At 62.4% G+C, this 16,956-nt stretch carries 20 protein-coding genes; 11 read left to right on the forward strand and 9 right to left on the reverse strand.

Annotated elements, in window-relative coordinates; translation table 11 throughout:
- A partial coding sequence (locus CKW25_RS23995; protein WP_371855201.1) for a toxin VasX occupies positions 1–541 on the reverse strand: 541 nt, incomplete at its 3' end.
- 428 nt (positions 542–969) lie between these two features.
- On the opposite strand from CKW25_RS23995, the gene CKW25_RS24000 reads away from it, so the two are divergent.
- Both CKW25_RS24000 and CKW25_RS24005 read left to right on the forward strand, forming a co-directional pair.
- Positions 970–2,037 (forward strand): phosphotransferase family protein, encoded by a 1,068-nt coding sequence (locus tag CKW25_RS24000; RefSeq protein ID WP_095083207.1) that lies wholly within the window; start codon positions 970–972, stop codon positions 2,035–2,037.
- Between the two features lie 45 nt (positions 2,038–2,082).
- Entirely contained in the window at positions 2,083–2,850 is a 768-nt protein-coding gene (locus tag CKW25_RS24005) for an SDR family oxidoreductase (RefSeq protein ID WP_095083209.1), read from the forward strand.
- 180 nt (positions 2,851–3,030) lie between these two features.
- On the opposite strand, the gene CKW25_RS24010 is transcribed toward CKW25_RS24005, so the two are convergent.
- Positions 3,031–4,473: an FAD/NAD(P)-binding protein gene (locus tag CKW25_RS24010; RefSeq protein ID WP_095083211.1), complete on the reverse strand. Its 1,443-nt coding sequence runs from the start codon at positions 4,471–4,473 to the stop codon at positions 3,031–3,033.
- Positions 4,474–4,560: 87 nt separating this feature from the next.
- Positions 4,561–5,124: a helix-turn-helix domain-containing protein gene (locus tag CKW25_RS24015; RefSeq protein ID WP_095083212.1), complete on the reverse strand. Its 564-nt coding sequence runs from the start codon at positions 5,122–5,124 to the stop codon at positions 4,561–4,563.
- On the opposite strand from CKW25_RS24015, the gene CKW25_RS24020 reads away from it, so the two are divergent.
- The 7 genes from CKW25_RS24020 to CKW25_RS24050 all read left to right on the forward strand — a co-directional run bounded on the left by CKW25_RS24020 (position 5,119) and on the right by CKW25_RS24050 (position 12,500).
- On the forward strand, positions 5,119–6,174 hold the full coding sequence (locus tag CKW25_RS24020) for a DMT family transporter (protein WP_173919077.1): 1,056 nt from the start codon (positions 5,119–5,121) through the stop codon (positions 6,172–6,174). The genes CKW25_RS24015 and CKW25_RS24020 overlap by 6 nt on opposite strands.
- A gap of 256 nt (positions 6,175–6,430) precedes the next feature.
- Positions 6,431–9,349: a monovalent cation/H+ antiporter subunit A gene (locus tag CKW25_RS24025; RefSeq protein ID WP_095083215.1), complete on the forward strand. Its 2,919-nt coding sequence runs from the start codon at positions 6,431–6,433 to the stop codon at positions 9,347–9,349.
- Entirely contained in the window at positions 9,349–9,693 is a 345-nt protein-coding gene (locus tag CKW25_RS24030; RefSeq protein ID WP_005789164.1) for a Na+/H+ antiporter subunit C, read from the forward strand. Before CKW25_RS24025 ends, CKW25_RS24030 begins: the two co-directional genes overlap by 1 nt.
- On the forward strand, positions 9,690–11,375 hold the full coding sequence (locus CKW25_RS24035; RefSeq protein WP_095083216.1) for a monovalent cation/H+ antiporter subunit D: 1,686 nt from the start codon (positions 9,690–9,692) through the stop codon (positions 11,373–11,375). The genes CKW25_RS24030 and CKW25_RS24035 overlap by 4 nt, the downstream gene beginning before the upstream one ends.
- A complete protein-coding gene (locus tag CKW25_RS24040) occupies positions 11,372–11,860 on the forward strand; it encodes a Na+/H+ antiporter subunit E (protein ID WP_095083217.1) in 489 nt (162 codons plus the stop codon). Before CKW25_RS24035 ends, CKW25_RS24040 begins: the two co-directional genes overlap by 4 nt.
- A complete protein-coding gene (locus CKW25_RS24045) occupies positions 11,857–12,135 on the forward strand; it encodes a K+/H+ antiporter subunit F (protein WP_095083219.1) in 279 nt (92 codons plus the stop codon). Before CKW25_RS24040 ends, CKW25_RS24045 begins: the two co-directional genes overlap by 4 nt.
- Entirely contained in the window at positions 12,132–12,500 is a 369-nt protein-coding gene (locus CKW25_RS24050; protein WP_095083220.1) for a Na+/H+ antiporter subunit G, read from the forward strand. The genes CKW25_RS24045 and CKW25_RS24050 overlap by 4 nt, the downstream gene beginning before the upstream one ends.
- 46 nt (positions 12,501–12,546) lie before the next feature.
- Here CKW25_RS24050 and CKW25_RS24055 read toward each other — a convergent pair whose 3' ends face one another.
- The 4 genes from CKW25_RS24055 to CKW25_RS24070 all read right to left on the reverse strand — a co-directional run bounded on the left by CKW25_RS24055 (position 12,547) and on the right by CKW25_RS24070 (position 14,928).
- Complete coding sequence (locus CKW25_RS24055; protein WP_095083221.1) at positions 12,547–12,978, reverse strand: DUF3995 domain-containing protein; 432 nt, start codon at positions 12,976–12,978, stop codon at positions 12,547–12,549.
- A 160-nt stretch (positions 12,979–13,138) separates the two neighbouring features.
- Complete coding sequence (locus CKW25_RS24060) at positions 13,139–14,152, reverse strand: ABC transporter substrate-binding protein (RefSeq protein ID WP_095083222.1); 1,014 nt, start codon at positions 14,150–14,152, stop codon at positions 13,139–13,141.
- Between the two features lie 123 nt (positions 14,153–14,275).
- Positions 14,276–14,479, reverse strand: a complete 204-nt coding sequence (locus tag CKW25_RS24065; protein ID WP_095083223.1) for a hypothetical protein — start codon at positions 14,477–14,479, stop codon at positions 14,276–14,278.
- Positions 14,479–14,928 carry a hypothetical protein gene (locus CKW25_RS24070; protein WP_095083225.1) on the reverse strand — a complete coding sequence of 150 codons (450 nt, stop codon included), beginning with the start codon at positions 14,926–14,928 and terminating at the stop codon, positions 14,479–14,481. Before CKW25_RS24070 ends, CKW25_RS24065 begins: the two co-directional genes overlap by 1 nt.
- Before the next feature lie 428 nt (positions 14,929–15,356).
- Between CKW25_RS24070 and CKW25_RS24075 the strand changes: the two genes are divergently transcribed.
- Both CKW25_RS24075 and CKW25_RS24080 read left to right on the forward strand, forming a co-directional pair.
- Positions 15,357–15,605 carry a hypothetical protein gene (locus tag CKW25_RS24075; RefSeq protein ID WP_143497472.1) on the forward strand — a complete coding sequence of 83 codons (249 nt, stop codon included), beginning with the start codon at positions 15,357–15,359 and terminating at the stop codon, positions 15,603–15,605.
- A 158-nt stretch (positions 15,606–15,763) separates the two neighbouring features.
- Positions 15,764–15,994, forward strand: a complete 231-nt coding sequence (locus CKW25_RS24080) for a hypothetical protein (protein WP_095083229.1) — start codon at positions 15,764–15,766, stop codon at positions 15,992–15,994.
- Between the two features lie 39 nt (positions 15,995–16,033).
- Here the strand turns inward: CKW25_RS24080 and CKW25_RS24085 are convergent, their stop codons facing one another.
- Both CKW25_RS24085 and CKW25_RS24090 read right to left on the reverse strand, forming a co-directional pair.
- Positions 16,034–16,237, reverse strand: a complete 204-nt coding sequence (locus CKW25_RS24085; RefSeq protein ID WP_095083231.1) for a hypothetical protein — start codon at positions 16,235–16,237, stop codon at positions 16,034–16,036.
- Positions 16,238–16,496: 259 nt separating this feature from the next.
- A complete protein-coding gene (locus CKW25_RS24090) occupies positions 16,497–16,901 on the reverse strand; it encodes a TraR/DksA C4-type zinc finger protein (RefSeq protein ID WP_095083233.1) in 405 nt (134 codons plus the stop codon).
- Positions 16,902–16,956 lie beyond the last annotated feature (55 nt).

Consider the following 16,956-nt stretch of genomic DNA (forward strand, 5'->3'; position numbering starts at 1 on the left):
GGATCAGTTGGCGGATGTCCAGTTGCCGCAGGGTGTCGCGCAGGCGTTTCTGGCTGCGGATCTCGGCCAGCATCCGGGGGGTCAGCAGGTCCGGGGTGAACAGCAGGCGCGCTGCGTCGACGGCTTCGGGGTCGGCGATCTGGATCGTCCGCTCACCGAAATTCGGCATCGGCGTGCCATAACTCATGCCGTCGCCGTCAGCCGGCCACAACGGTCGGCACAAGCCGCTGTCGTAGGTCTGGTAGGCGCCCTCACAGACCCAGTCGGATGCATGGCGCTGGACGAACACATACAGGTAGCCCTCGCGCAGCGGCCTGACGGTGTAGTGCGCGGTGCTCAGTGCCAGGTTACCGGGGGCCAGCGTGTTCGGCAGGTCGGGCACCGGTAAGGCTGGCTCACCGGCCGGCGGCGTGCCGATCACGGCATAACGCAACGGCAGTATCGAGACGCTGCGTTTGCAGGTGACACAGGCGCTAGGGCCTTCTTCGCTGTAGGTGAGTCGGGCGATGCGCTCGAACGCCTCGGTCAGGTCTTCGCTCATGGCTCAGCGGCTCCGTTGGGTAATTTGAGAGAGGCATCCAGCGAAACGAGTACGTACTGAGTGGGAGGTGTCCACGTGTACGAAAGAAATGCTCAATCCGCAGGAGACTGCGACTTTAGGTCTGTCCGCTTTACCCCCTCAAGAGGGTGACAAAAATCAGGAAATGTCCTACCGCGCACACGACTGTATCTGGCGGGCTAGACTGTCGCGGGCAGGTCGATCCAGGGACAGGGAGCCTTGCGCCCCTCCTCCCCCTCATTGATCGACACGCCGCTCAACGAGCGGTATTTTCAAACACCTGTATCAAACACACTGATTGACCGGCAACACGCTCACCTATAAAGGACCGCCGAGGTTGTGGGGGGCCGGGTGTGCGCATTAGATTAGCCAATAGTCTCTGGCCTCCAGAATAAGCAGAAGGGATAAGCATGGCGCTGAATGACCAGTCCACCCGTATTCGCTCCGGCGAAGAACTCGATGCCAGCCTGATCGACCCGTACCTCAAGGCGCATATTCCGGGCCTGAGCGGGTTGCCACGGATCAGCCAGTTTCCCGGTGGCGCTTCGAACCTGACGTACTTGCTCGAGTACCCCGGGCAGGAGTTCGTGCTGCGCCGGCCGCCGTTTGGCCACAAGGCCAAGTCCGCCCACGACATGGGCCGTGAGTTCCGCATTCTCAACCAGCTCAAGGACGGTTTCCCCTACTGCCCCAAGGCCTACGTGCACTGCACCGACGAGTCGGTGATCGGCGCCGAGTTCTACGTGATGGAGCGGGTCAAGGGGATCATCCTGCGCTCCGAGCTGCCGGCGGAACTGGGCCTGGACGCGAGCAACACCCGGGTACTGTGCAAGAGTTTCATCGACAAGCTGGTTGAACTGCACCGTGTCGACTACACGGCCTGCGGCCTGGCCGACCTGGGCAAGCCTGAAGGCTATGTCGCCCGGCAGATCAAGGGCTGGAGCGACCGTTACGAAAAAGCCCTGACCCCGGACGCGCCGCAATGGCAAGCGGTCAAGGCCTGGCTCAACGACAAGATGCCCGCCGACCACCCGACGTCGAGCATCGTGCACAACGACTACCGCTTCGACAATGTGATCCTGGACCCGGACAACCCGATGCAGATCATCGGCGTGCTGGACTGGGAGCTGACCACCCTGGGAGACCCGTTGATGGACCTGGGCAACACCCTCGCCTACTGGATCGAGGCCGCGGACCCGGCACCGGTGCAACTGATGCGCCGCCAGCCCAGCCACGCACCGGGCATGCTGACCCGTCGTGAGTTCGTCGACTACTACGCCGAACGTTCGGGCATCCGGATCGACAACTTCGACTTCTACTACACCTACGGGCTGTTCCGCCTGGCCGGTATCGTGCAGCAGATCTACTACCGTTTCTTCCATGGCCAGACCCAGGACAAACGCTTCGCACAGTTCATTCACATGAACAAACTGCTGGAGCAGATGAGCCTGCAGGTCATTTCGAAATCCTGCCTCTGATCACGGTTCCTATTGCACCCCAGCGGCCCACAACAAGGAAAAACCATGTCCAAGACTCAGTTGTTCGACCTCGACGGCAAAATCGCTTTCGTCTCCGGCGCCAGCCGTGGCATCGGTGAGGCCATCGCCAAACTGCTGGCCCAGCAAGGTGCCCACGTGATCGTCTCGAGCCGCAAGCTCGACGGCTGCCAGCACGTGGCCGACGCGATCATCAAGGATGGCGGAAAAGCCACCGCCATCGCGTGCCACATCGGTGAAATGGAGCAGATCAACCAGGTTTTCGCCAGCATTCGCGAACAATTCGGGCGCCTGGACATCCTGGTCAACAACGCCGCGACCAACCCGCAGTTCTGCAATGTGCTGGACACCGACCTCGGCGCCTTCCAGAAAACCGTGGACGTGAACATTCGCGGCTACTTCTTCATGTCGGTGGAAGCCGGCAAGCTAATGCGCGAGAACGGTGGCGGCAGCATCATCAACGTGGCGTCGATCAACGGCGTCTCGCCGGGAATCTTCCAGGGCATCTACTCGGTGACCAAGGCCGCCGTGATCAACATGACCAAGGTCTTCGCCAAGGAATGCGCGCCGTTCGGCATCCGCTGCAACGCCCTGCTACCCGGCCTGACCGACACCAAGTTCGCCTCGGCCCTGGTCAAGAACGACGCGATCCTCAACACCGCGCTGCAGCAGATCCCCCTCAAGCGCGTGGCCGCGCCCAGCGAAATGGCCGGTGCCGTGCTGTACCTGGCCAGCGATGCGTCCAGCTACACCACCGGGATCTCACTGAATGTGGACGGTGGCTTCCTGTCCTGATCCAAACCGTTTTTTTGTGGGCTCTGCCTACATTGCCCTGTAGGAGCGAGCGTCGCTCGCGAGGGTCGCCAACGATAACGCGTGCTGCCTGACACCCCATGTCGCGCTCACGGTCTTCGCGAGCAAGCTCGCTCCTACATGGGCACCGCCTGCATTGCCCGGTGAAGGTTGAGACGGTATCTACAAGGAGTGCGGTCCACTGACCAACCGCAGCGCCAGCGCCTTGGCCTGGCTCGCCACATCGGTGACGGCGGTACTTTCCCACCACATGCCCCGCAAGGGCGGGCCCATGGCGAACAACCGCCGGGCGGCCTGCCCTTGGGCGTCGAGCACGGCGCCGTCCGGCTGCGCAGCAATCCCCAGGGCCAATGGCCCGGGCTGAACCAGGCCACGGGCCAGCAGCTGCTGCGGCAACGCTCGGGCGACCCGGCGCCAGTCGTACTCGATACCGCTGGAGTTGATCAGGGCATCGCCACCGACCAGGGTCGTCCCCGCCTCCCCGCGACGGCGTACGCGGATGTTGACCCGGCCATCGGTCGAGGGCGCCAGGCCCTTGAATGAGGCCGCCTGGATCCGCAACCGTCCCTCGGCGTGTAATCGGGCCACCAGCTCGGCACTCAAGGGCGGCGAGCGGTGATGGTGACTTTCCCACCAGGGGCGCACATGGCGTACGAACTGACGGCGCTGCACATCCGTGGCCTGGCTCCAGAGTCGCCCGATATGAGCCCGCACGGTGTCCAGCGGTGCTTGCCAGTCGATCCCTTCGACCGCCGCCGCGCGGCATTGGCGACGCAGTTCATGCATCAGTTGCCGTGGGCTGCCAATGCCGGGGTCCAGCGCCAGAAAATCCACCCACGCCGGTGGCTGACGCCGTACATGGGGCAGCAGGCCGTGGCGGGAGAACACGTCGATCGGCCCGCGATGCCCGGCCTGCTCCAGCGACACGACGGCATCGACCATGGTCAGGCCGGAACCGATGATCATCACCCTGGCGAGCGGATCGAGTCGCGCCATCGCCGCCACGTCCCAAGGGTCCAGCGCGGCCGCATTCAGGCCGCTGGATTCGGTCTGCGGGGTCCTGGCCGCCGGGAACATGCCGGTGGCCAGGACCGCCACCGTGCCACGCAACCGGGTGCCGTCATTCAATGTCAGCAGTGTCCCCTGCTCGTCGATCTGCAGGTCGACCCCTTCGGCGCGCACATGCTCGACACTCGAACCCTGGCCCGCCCCCTGCACTCGCGCCTCGGCCAGGCGTTGCTGCGCATACAGGCCGAATAGGCCCCGGGGCGGGAACAGTTCGGCAACCGGCACCGTCTGCTCGCGCGATTGTGGCCAGCCGCCGCCGGCAATGAAGGCCGTCAACCATTGCGTCAGGTCGTCGGCATTGTCCGGATCGACGCTCATGCGCGCGGCATTGCCGTTGAGCGTGTGCCCCAGTTCCACCGCGCTATAGGCCTCACCGCGTCCCAGTTCGGCGCGTGGCTCGACCACCAGCACCTGGCGCTGGCCGGGCAAACGCATCAACTGGGCGGCGAGCAACGCGCCGCTCAAGCCACCGCCGACGATCAGGATGTCGGCACTGCGAATCACCTGCTGTGCTTGCCCGAGGGAAACTTCACTCATGGGACTTCGGCGCCTTTTAGAGATTAAATTATTTTAAAATCATGGCCTTATGAAAACTTTGTAGAAAATGGATCAACCAGGATTCGTTCAGATCACCACGTTACGCACGAACCTCACGGCCACAGCACCGTCATTGCGATAGGCGTGGGTGCGGTTACTGGCGAAACTGACGAAATCGCCGGTTGCCAGCCTGCGCTCTTCATCGCCCAACACCAGGGTCAGGCTGCCTTCGAACACATACACCTGTTCGCTCCAGCCATCGGCATCGGCCTCTGACAGGTACAGCTCGCCCGGTTCCAGGCGCCACTCCCAGAGTTCCACTTCACGGCGCGCATCGGCCTTGGCCAGCAACACGGCCTTGCTGCCGGGGATGACGCCCGCCCATGCCACTTCGTTGATGCGGCTCGGATCCCGGGCATCGGGGGCGGAAATCAAGTCACTGAAGGCCACGTCCAGCGCTTCGGCCACCCGGTCAAGGGTGGTCAGGCTGACGTTTTTCTCACCCGCTTCAATGGCCACCAGCATCCGCCGGCTGACCCCGGACTTTTCCGCCAGCGCGGTCTGGCTCAGTTCGGCGGCATGCCGCAGACGCCGGACATTCTGGCTGACGTGTTGCAGGACGGAAGCCCGCTGGCCGTTTTCTTTGTGCACTATATTGCTCACTTGAGGGTGTTGCGCAGTATACTGCCCAACTTCTGGCGCATTGTGCGTCCCACTCAGGTAGCGCGCAAGGCCATGACGTCAGCGAACTCTTCCACACCCACCTCCAGCTTGTTTCGGCTGAGCAAGGCCGAATGTGTACTGGTGCTGATCACCATGATCTGGGGGGGCACCTTCCTGCTGGTGCAACACGCCATGACCGTCAGTGGCCCGATGTTCTTCGTCGGCCTGCGCTTTGCCGCCGCCGCCTGCATCGTCGCCCTGTTCTCCTGGCGTAGCCTGGGCCAGTTGACCTGGTTCGAGTTCAAGGCCGGCGCCTTTATCGGCGTGGCGATCATGCTGGGCTATGGCCTGCAGACCTACGGTTTGCAAACCATCCTGAGCAGCCAGTCGGCGTTTATCACCGCGTTGTACGTACCGTTCGTGCCGTTGTTGCAATGGCTGGTACTCGGCCGTCGCCCGGGCTTGATGCCGAGCATCGGCATCATGCTGGCCTTCGCCGGGCTGATGCTGCTTTCGGGGCCCGCCGGGGCCACGTTGGACTTCAGTGCCGGTGAGATCGCCACCCTGATCAGTGCGGTAGCGATTGCCGCGGAGATCATCCTGATCAGCAGCTACGCCGGCAGGGTCGATGTGCGACGGGTCACGGTGGTGCAACTGGCGGTCACCTCGGTGCTGGCGCTGCTGATGATTGCACCGACCCGGGAAGCGCTTCCGTCGTTTTCCTGGCTCCTGCTGGCCAGCGCCCTGGGCCTGGGCGCCGCCAGTGCCGCGATCCAGGTGGCGATGAACTGGGCGCAGAAAAGCGTGTCCCCCACCCGCGCGACGTTGATCTATGCCGGCGAGCCGGTCTGGGCCGGGATTGCCGGGCGGCTGGCCGGTGAGCGGTTGCCGGGGCTGGCGCTGTTCGGCGCGGCATTGATTGTCGCGGCGGTGATCGTCAGTGAACTGAAAACCAAAGGTAAGGCTGTCGTGCCTGAAGCAGAACCTGAACAGGAAACACAAGGTCAAGACGTGAACGCGGCGGCGCCTGAACAATAGCCATCGCGAGCAAGCTCGCGCTCACAGGGTCCGGATGCAGGCACGCGATCACGGCACAACCGACGCCCAGCGTGAGAGAGAACCGGGCGGCGCTGCGCTTGCTCGCGATAGCGTCCGGCCGGTCGATCAAGCACTTCAAAACAATGTGAATCAGGCTTTTTCTGCCTACCTTGTAGGATCCTGCCACAGCTTGGCAGTTGGTGATCCCGGGCACGGCACGTATGATCCTTCACAAACTTCCGCAGATTAGAAGCCTATGTCCCTGATAGTTCTACTGCTTCTGCCATTTATTGGCAGCTGTCTGGCGGCATTGCTGCCACACAACGCACGTAATGCTGAATCGATTCTCTCCGGATTGATCGCCTTGGTCGGCACCCTCCAGGTGGCCTTGTTGTACCCGCAGATCGCCGACGGCGGTGTGATACGCGAAGAGTACTTCTGGCTGCCCAGCCTGGGCTTGAACTTCGTCCTGCGCCTGGACGGTTTCGCCTGGCTGTTCTCCCTGCTGGTGCTGGGCATCGGCACCCTGGTATCGCTCTATGCGCGTTACTACATGTCGCCGGAAGACCCGGTGCCGCGCTTTTTTGCCTTTTTCCTGGCATTCATGGGCGCCATGCTCGGGCTGGTGATCTCCGGCAACCTGATTCAAATGGTGTTTTTCTGGGAGCTGACCAGCCTCTTTTCGTTCCTGCTGATCGGCTACTGGCACCACCGCGCCGATGCCCGTCGGGGTGCCTACATGGCCCTGATGGTGACCGGTGCCGGCGGTTTGTGCCTGCTGGCGGGGGTCATGCTCCTCGGCCATGTCGTCGGCAGCTATGACCTGGACAAGGTCCTGGCCGCCGGCGACCTGATTCGTGCCCATGCGCTGTACCCCATCCTGCTTCCCCTGATCCTGATCGGCGCCTTGAGCAAAAGCGCCCAGTTCCCCTTCCACTTCTGGCTCCCCCACGCCATGGCCGCACCGACACCGGTCTCGGCCTATCTGCACTCGGCCACCATGGTCAAGGCCGGGGTGTTTCTCCTGGCTCGCCTGTGGCCATCCCTGTCCGGCAGCGAAGAATGGTTCTACATCGTCAGCGGGGCCGGCGCCTGTACGTTGCTGCTGGGCGCCTACTGCGCGATGTTCCAGAACGACCTCAAGGGCCTGCTGGCCTATTCGACCATCAGCCACCTGGGCCTGATTACCCTGCTGCTGGGCCTGAACAGCCCCCTGGCCGCGGTCGCGGCGGTGTTCCATATCCTCAACCACGCCACTTTCAAGGCGTCGTTGTTCATGGCCGCCGGGATCATCGACCACGAAAGTGGCACCCGCGACATCCGCAAGCTCAATGGCCTGATCCGCCTGATCCCGTTCACCGCCACCCTGGCGATGGTGGCCAGTGCCTCGATGGCCGGCGTGCCGCTGCTCAACGGCTTCCTGTCCAAGGAAATGTTCTTCGCCGAAACCGTGTTCATCAATGCGACCGCCTGGATCGAGACCAGCCTGCCGATCATCGCCACCATCGCTGGCACCTTCAGCGTCGCCTACTCCCTGCGCTTTACCGTGGACGTGTTCTTCGGCCCGACGGCCACCGACCTGCCCCACACGCCTCACGAGCCGCCGCGCTGGATGCGTGCGCCGGTCGAGCTGCTGGTCTTTACCTGCCTGGTAGTGGGGATCTTCCCGGCCCAGGTGGTCGGACCACTGCTCGCCGCCGCCGCCCTGCCAGTGGTCGGCGGGACGCTGCCCGAGTACAGCCTGGCGATCTGGCACGGCTTGAACGCGCCGATGATCATGAGCCTGATCGCCATGTCCTGCGGCATCGTGCTGTACCTGCTGCTGCGCAATCAATTCAAGCACGGGCGCTTCAAGTACCCGCCGCTGATTGGCCGGCTCAACGGCAAGCGCCTGTTCGAACGCAGCCTGGTGATCATGATGCGCCTGGCGCGCCGGCTGGAACGGCAGATCAGCACCAAACGCCTGCAGACCCAGTTGTTCCTGCTGGTACTGGCGGCGGTGCTGGCCGGCCTGATCCCCATGCTGTACAGCGGCATCAGCTGGGGCGATCGGCCGAAAATCCCGGGCTCGATCGTCTTCGTCACCCTGTGGCTGCTGGCAATCGTCTGCGCCCTGGGCGCCGCCTGGCAAGCCAAGTATCACCGACTCGCCGCCCTGACCATGGTCAGCGTCTGCGGCCTGATGACCTGCGTCACCTTCGTCTGGTTCTCGGCGCCGGACCTGGCCTTGACCCAATTGGTGGTCGAGGTGGTGACCACGGTGTTGATCCTGTTGGGCCTGCGCTGGTTGCCGCGACGGATCGAAGACGTCTCGCCGCTGCCCGGTAGCGTGTCGAAGGCCCGGGTTCGTCGTCTGCGCGACCTGCTGTTGTCGATCGCGGTGGGCGCGGGCATGGCCCTGCTCTCCTATGCCATGCTGACCCGCCAGACGCCCAACGACATCTCCTCGTTCTACCTCAGCCGCGCCCTGCCCGAAGGCGGTGGCAGCAACGTGGTGAACGTGATGCTGGTGGACTTCAGGGGCTTTGACACCCTCGGCGAAATCACCGTGCTGGCGGCGGTGGCACTGGCGGTCTTCGCCCTGCTGCGACGCTTCCGCCCGCCCAAGGAAAGCATGCAACTGCCGGCGCAACAGCGCCTGCTGGCACCGGACGTGGTCACCGACCTGGTCAACCCGCGCCAGGCCAGCGATACCGCCCTGGGCTTCATGATGGTGCCGGCGGTGCTGGTACGCCTGTTGCTGCCGATCGCCCTGGTGGTGTCGTTCTACCTGTTCATGCGCGGGCACAACCTGCCCGGTGGCGGCTTCGTCGCGGGGCTGGTGATGTCGGTGGCGTTCATCCTGCAATACATGGTGGCCGGCACCCAGTGGGTCGAGGCGCAGATGAGCCTGCGACCGGTGCGCTGGATGGGCACCGGGTTGCTGTTCGCCACCGTCACCGGCCTGGGGGCAATGGCCGCGGGCTATCCGTTCCTGACCACCCACACCTGGCATTTCTCGCTGCCGCTGCTGGGCGACATTCACATCGCCAGCGCGCTGTTCTTCGACATCGGCGTGTACGCCGTCGTCGTCGGTTCGACCTTGCTGATCCTGACCGCCCTGGCGCACCAGTCGGTGCGGGGACACAAGCCCGGCGCTCAAGCCAAACCCATTGCCAAGCCAGGAGCGGCCTGATGGAAGAAGTCATCGCAATTGCCATCGGCGTACTGGCGGCCTCCGGGGTCTGGCTGGTCCTGCGCCCTCGAACCTTCCAGGTGGTGATGGGCCTGTGCCTGCTGTCCTACGGGGTCAACCTGTTCATCTTCAGCATGGGCAGCCTGTTCATCGGCAAGGAGCCGATCATCAAGGACGGCGTACCCCAGGACTTGTTGAACTACACCGACCCGCTGCCCCAGGCACTGGTGCTCACGGCGATCGTCATCAGCTTCGCCATGACCGCGCTGTTCCTGGTGGTGTTGCTGGCGTCACGGGGCCTGACCGGCACCGACCATGTCGATGGCCGGGAGCCTAAAGAATGAACTGGATGCAACATCTGATCGCCGCGCCCATTCTGCTACCGCTGCTGACCGCCGCGCTGATGCTGCTGCTGGGCGAAAAACATCGCCCGCTCAAGGCTCGGCTCAACCTGTTCTCCAGCCTGATCGGCCTGGGCATTTCGGTGATGTTGTTGCTGTGGACCCAGCAACAGGGCGAGCCGGGCTCCATCGGCGTGTACCTGCCGGCCAACTGGCAAGTGCCGTTCGGCATCGTGCTGGTGGTCGATCGCTTGTCGGCGCTGATGCTGGTCCTGACCGGGATCATCGGCGTCAGCGCCCTGCTGTTCGCCATGGCCCGCTGGGACGGTGCCGGCGCCAGCTTCCATGCGCTGTTCCAGATCCAGCTGATGGGCCTCTACGGGGCCTTCCTGACGGCCGACCTGTTCAACCTGTTCGTGTTCTTCGAAGTGCTGCTGGCCGCCTCCTATGGCTTGATGCTCCACGGTTCCGGCCGGGCGCGGGTGTCATCGGGGCTGCACTACATCTCGATCAACCTGCTGGCCTCGTCGCTGTTCCTGATCGGGGCGGCATTGATCTACGGCGTCACCGGCACCCTGAACATGGCCGACCTGGCACAGAAGATCCCGCTGATCCCGGAAGCCGATCGCGGCTTGCTGCACGCCGGCGCGGGCATTCTGGCAGTGGCGTTCCTGGCCAAGGCCGGGATGTGGCCACTGAACTTCTGGCTGGTACCGGCCTATTCCGCGGCCAGCGCCCCGGTGGCGGCCATGTTCGCGATCATGACCAAGGTCGGCGTCTATACCCTGCTGCGCCTGTGGACGCTGCTGTTCTCGGGGCAGGCCGGCGCATCGGCGTATTTTGGCGGCGACTGGCTGGTGTACGGCGGCATGGCGACCATCGTCTGCGCCGCGCTGGCAATCCTTTCCGCGCAGCGCCTGGAACGCATGGCCAGCCTGAGCATCCTGGTGTCGGCGGGGATCCTGCTGTCAGCCATCGGCTTCGGCCAACCCAACCTGGTGGCGGCGGCGCTGTTCTATCTGGTCAGCTCCACACTGGCCCTGAGCGCCCTGTTCCTGCTGGCCGAACTGATCGAGCGCTCACGCACCGCCGTCGAAGTCCCGCTGGACGATGAAATCGAAGCCTTGCCGCGCCCACTGGAGTCCAGCCAGCCGACCAAGGGCATCAACCTCGACGACGACCAGCAAGCCGTGGTCGGCCAGGTGATTCCCTGGACCATGGCCTTCCTTGGCTTGAGCTTCATCGCTTGCGCCCTGCTGATCATCGGCATGCCGCCGCTCTCCGGGTTCATTGGCAAGCTCAGCCTGCTCAGCGCCCTGCTCAACCCGCTGGGTCTCGGCGCGTCTGCCGGACACCCGGTATCGACTGCGGCCTGGAGCCTGCTGGCCCTGCTGATTCTGTCCGGGCTGGCCTCGCTGATCGCCTTTGCGCGCCTGGGCATCCAGCGCTTCTGGACCCCGGAAGAACGCCCGTCACCGGTCCTGCGCCGGCTGGAATGCGTGCCGATCTTCGCCCTGCTGGCGTTGAGCATTGCGCTGACCTTCAAGGCCGAACCGCTGATGCGCTTCACCCAGGCGGCAGCCGACACGTTGAATGACCCGCAGCAATACGTGATGGCGGTCCTCGGCACCCGCGCTGTTCCAGGCCCCGCAACCCCTGCGACGCTCCAGGAGGTACAACCATGAAGCGCCTGTTTCCTGCCCCCTGGTTGTCGCTGGCACTGTGGGTGCTGTGGCTGGTGCTGAACCTGTCCGTCAGCCCCGGCAACCTGTTGCTCGGCGCGTTGCTGGGGTTCTGCGCGCCGCTGATGATGCGCAAGCTGCGTCCGCTGCCGATCCGTATCCGCCGCCCCGGGGTGATCCTGCGCCTGTTCCTGTTGGTGGGCCGTGACGTGCTGGCGTCCAACCTGGCCGTGGCCTGGGGCGTCCTGAACGCCGGCCGGCGGGCGCCGCGCTCGGCGTTCATCAAGGTACCGCTGGACTTGCGCGATGCCAACGGCCTGGCGGCGCTGTCGATGATCACCACAGTGGTGCCCGGTACGGTCTGGTCGGAACTGGCGCTGGATCGCAGCATTCTGCTGCTGCATGTGTTCGATCTGGATGACGAAGCGCACTTCATCCAGCACTTCAAGGCGACTTACGAGCGCCCCTTGATGGAGATTTTCGAATGAGTGCCCTGCTCTCGAACGCGATTGTGTTCAGCCTGTTCCTGTTCTCGCTGGCGATGGTGCTGACCCTGGTCCGCCTGTTCAAGGGTCCGTCGGCCCAGGACCGGGTACTGGCCCTGGACTACCTGTACGTCATTGCCATGCTGATGATGCTGGTGCTGGGTATCCGCTACGCCAGCGACACTTATTTCGAAGCAGCGCTGCTGATCGCGCTGTTCGGCTTCGTCGGCTCGTTTGCCCTGGCGAAATTCCTGCTGCGTGGCGAGGTGATCGAATGAACGGGATGGACCAACTGCCGCTGTGGGTCGAGATTCTGGTGGCCGTTCTGCTGCTGGTCAGCAGCCTGTGCACCTTGATCGGCGCTATCGGCCTGGTGCGGCTCAAGGATTACTTCCAGCGCATGCACCCGCCAGCGCTGGCCTCGACACTGGGTGCCTGGTGCGTGGCGCTGGCGTCGATCCTGTACTTCTCCGTGCTCACATCCCGCCCGGTGCTGCACGCCTGGCTGATTCCGGTGCTGCTGGCGATCACCATGCCGGTGACCACCTTGCTACTGGCCCGGGCGGCCTTGTTCCGCAAGCGGATGGCCGGGGACGATGTACCTGCCGAGGTCAGCAGCCGACGCAATGAAAGCGGGAGCTGAGGCGGCAGGTCGAGGCTCTGTGCCTGAGTACGACGTGTTCGCAGGTTCAGGCCCAGGCGACCGCCAACAGCCCTGCCCCCAGCACCACGCACAAGGGTGAAAAGGCCCAGGTGTCGAGAAGCGCAAACTTCGACTCGGCGTGCTCCTTGAAAAACCCCATCGACTCCGAATCGCCGATGGCCCGGGCGAACATCATCAAGGCTATCGCGCTGATCAGCCACTGCAGCGACCAATGATCGATGGCCGGGGTAATCAGGCCAACCCGCAGGCTCACCATCAAGGCAATCAGCAGGAGGCCGGCCGCCACGACCAGGGTGACCAGGGCGGAAGGCTTGAACGCTGGCCGTGGCCCCTGCTCCCCTTGCACCAGCGGCACGACGGCATCGCTGGCCCATTGGCCGCCGAGCGCCCAATACACATGGATCAGGCTGATCGACACCAAGGCGGTGGCGATCCACTGGGCTAGCACAAACGTCATGATCGAGATTCCTGAATTCAGTGACAGGGAAACAGACTAGACCAGTGTTTTTGTCAGCGTATTGCGTTTTATCAATGCAAGGCAGGATCAACAGGCTGTACGGCCAATTCAGCGATAAACGGCCATCCCCGCACACGGAAATGGCCGGCGACCGTCTTCGCTACAGGCCGGCGGCGACCTTGTCGGCCACGTCGCTGGGCAACCAGGCCTTCCAGACCTGCGGATGGTCCTTCATGAAGGCTTCGGCGGCCTGGCGCGGGGAACTGTGTTGCTCGCTCATCCGCGCCAGGGCCTGGTTCAACGGCTCGATGGGAAAATCGACTTTGCTGAAGAACGCCACCAGCTGGGGGTACTGCTTCTGGAAGGGCGCGGACACGCCGATCGACAGTTTCGACGGCAGCGAGCGCGTCGGCTGTGGATCGGGATGAGTGGCATCGGTCAGGGTTTTCCAGGCCTGCGCATCAAACGGCGGCTCTTCCAGTTGAACCAGCTTGAAGCGTCCAAGTAGCGGCGTCGGCGACCAGTAGTAAAACAGCACAGGTTTACCGCGACGAATCGATGAGCTGATTTCCGCGTCCAGTGCAGCACCCGAGCCGCTGCGGAAATTCACATAGCTGTCGGTCAGGCCGTAGGCCTTGAGCTTCTGCTGGTTGACCACTTCCGAGGTCCAGCCAATCGGGCTATTGAGAAAACGCCCCTTGCCCGGGGTTTCCGGATCGCGGAAGACGTCCTTGTAGCGTGGCAGGTCCGAGACACTGCGCAGCCCCGGTGCCATGGGCTTGATGCCCCGGGCAGGATCGCCCTTGATCACGTACTCAGGCACCCACCAGCCTTCGGTGGCGCCCTTGACCGTGTCGCCCAGGCTCACCACCTTGCCTTCGGCCTCGGCCTTGACCCACACCGGACTGCGCCCGGCCCACTCCTCACCGATGACCTGAATGTCATTGTTGGCCAGCGCGGTTTCCAGGGTGATGGTGGTGCCCGGCAAGGTATCCGTCGGCAGGCCGTAGCCCTTCTCGACGATGATGCGCAAGATGTCGGTGATCAGGCTACCGCTTTCCCAGTTCAGGTCAGCGAAGTGGATGGGCGTCTCGGCCGCCGTTGCGGCAGGGGGAGATGCCAGCAAACCGATGGTGGTCAATGCACTCGCCAGCAACAAGCGAAATCCTTTCATGCCTTGCACCTCGTACTGTTCAGCAATAGCGGGACGGGGCGGCCATGCGCGCGTAAGCGGCAAGCCTCTGGTCACTCGGTCCATAGACTGTAGTAGAGGTTCCTGCCTTTGAAGGGACGAGGTTCAGTGTTCGGCAGCCTCCTGCAAGCGCTGCAACTCTCTGCGCACCATGCTGGCGTACTCCGCCGGGCGCATCTGGTAAATCTGCGAAGCCACCCAACTCAGCCAGTCGCCCTGCCGGACGGCCTTCTGGGCAAACAACTGCTGCGCCTCGGTTTGCGCGCTGAACAGGTGCTGTTCATGAAACTCGGCGCGGGACAGGCTCATTACTCACTGGCCTTGAATGTCACGAGTTCGCCTTTACGCCATTTGGCCACTTTGCCGGTCACGGCCTTCAGGGTTTTGGTCAGGCCTTCCTGCAGCTGCTCATGGACGGCGAATACCGTCAGCACGTTGTGACCTTCCTTGAGCACGATGGCATGACCTTCTGTCGTGGTCACGAACGCGTAATCGCCCAGGCCGTAGACCGTCAGCTTGATCTCGCGAAACCTGATTTCAAACTTGCCGCCTTCACGACTGGGTAACACAGCGGCGCGAAAATGATCGCCGACCTTGAGTTCAAGACGCGGTTTGTCGTCCACGACCATGGTCGACTCGGTATCGATCTCGGCGACGTATATACCTTCAGGCGTCTGTTCGGTGATGTAGACGAAACGTGATTGAAACTGCTTGACCAGCTTTGCACGCAGATCACCCAAGACAAACAACGCATGCATATCGAGATTACTTACTGCCAAGGAAACATCCCCACATCTGAAAATGACACTGCCCGAAAAAAGGACAGCAAAAAAATAGCCCTACCGAAAATATTGCAACAAGGGGCCTGGCTGAGGCCGTGAAGTCAGCAGAAAAGCGCTTCATCGCATGGCGGGAGCAGACTACTGGATCGCCGCGCCCACCGTCTTGCCTGTCAGTCGTCAGAGGCTGAGGGAAAAATCCCTTCTAACAACCAGAGGCTACTGGACTATCAACTTTAGGGAGAAAACCCTTTGAAAAAAGCATTTTTCCGACATATTGCCCAAAGAAAATTGCTTTAGATGAGCACCTGCCTTCCGCCAGTGAAGGCAATTCTAGAGCAGCGATGCGCTGCTAGACTAGCCAAAGCGACGCACAACCGCTTGCAAACCCGAGAAAAGGAATTCTTATGAGCACGCATTCTCCTTCATCCATGAACACCAAAAGCCGCGTTTATAACCTGCACGCCGCACATTCCGGGACCTGCGCAGAGATGAGTGCAGGTTTTGAACAGCATATACACCTTCGTTATCAGGTGGTTCTCGCTGGGAATAGTTTCTTCCATATTACGGAAACTGCAACTGGTCGTGTAAGAGGTTTCCGTATCAATCACAACGATGCCTGCGCCCTTGCACGCAACCTCGAGGTCAGTCACTGAGAAATGCACCCTGTGTGACAGGCGCAGTCATTTCGTCACACCGATGACATAACTGCGCCCCTCCCCGCAACAACTGCCATACTGCCCGCCCATTGAAACCCAGGCCCTCCAGCGGACTGCGTTGAACACGACACAAAAATGAACAAGGGAAGGCGTACGTGACGGAATTTGATATCGGCGAATTTTTTATCCGGGGCGAAGCCAGAGAAGTCGACGGTGAATTCCAGGCGGTCATTGTGATGCGCGCCAAACCGCCGCTGACCACCGTGACCTGCCACCAGGTCGAAAAGGACCGCTGGTTCAAAACCTCCGACAGTGCGGCAGTGGCGGCCATGGAGTCGGCCAGGGCATTGAAGCTTGCCGTCGATCAAGGCGCCTTGAAGGCCTGATCAACCTGTCGTGACATCCAGCACTGCGACCCAACCCGTTCAATGCACGTGATCGACGTTACTCACGCCCAACTGTGCCAGCCAGGCGGCCTGGCACTCCTGCGCTTCGCTTCGGCTGGAAAATGCGGTGCCCCGTTGCTCACCATTGAGCAGGACCACCCAGCACACGCGCTGCCCCATCGCCCGTAATCCGGCAGGGACACCACTGCCGATCATTACCGCGACATCGACCTTGCATTGCATGAGAGCACCTCGAGCGCTTCATTAGCTTCCTAACAATGTAGGTAGATTAATGAATTCCCGGCGCGGGAAATAGCCAAGTGCCTGCACTATTGACTTGCGCAAACGGTAACAATCATCGATTGCGTTGAAGACGCGCTGACCGTTCGGGCACACAAATGCAAAGATCGCAGCCTGCGACAACGTCAAGGGGTGTCCCCATAAGCGTTGTGCAGGCTGCGATCTTTCAAGGACCGCCCGTGGGCCGGGCGGTCACACCGAATCAGGCCTGACGCTGGTGCTTGTCGATCTGCTCGTGACGCTCTTGAGCTTCGATGCAGTACTTGGTGGTCGGGCTGATCAGCAGGCGCTTGAGGCCAATAGGCTCGCCGCTGTCGTCACACCAGCCGAAGGTGTCGTCGCCGATGCGTTCCAGCGCGCGTTCCAGCTGAGGCAGCATGCGCTGATCACGATCAATGGCGTTCACCAGCCAGGTGCGCTCTTCTTCGACCGATGCCGCATCAGCCGGGTCAGCCGGGGTGTCCAGGCTTTCAATGGCGATTCGGTTCTGCTCGATGCGCTCGTGGGTTTCCACTTTCATGGCTTGCAGCAGCTCAGTGAAATAAGCCTGTTGCTCGGCATTCATGTAGTCATCCGCCGGCATGGCCAGCAACTTTTCCTTTGTCATTGATTTCTCTATAAAAAATACGTGCATTAAGGCGAATCAGGGAGCGTTCCGGTCG

Origin of the sequence: Pseudomonas sp. Irchel s3h17, from assembly GCF_900187505.1 — a bacterium.
GTDB lineage: Bacteria > Pseudomonadota > Gammaproteobacteria > Pseudomonadales > Pseudomonadaceae > Aquipseudomonas.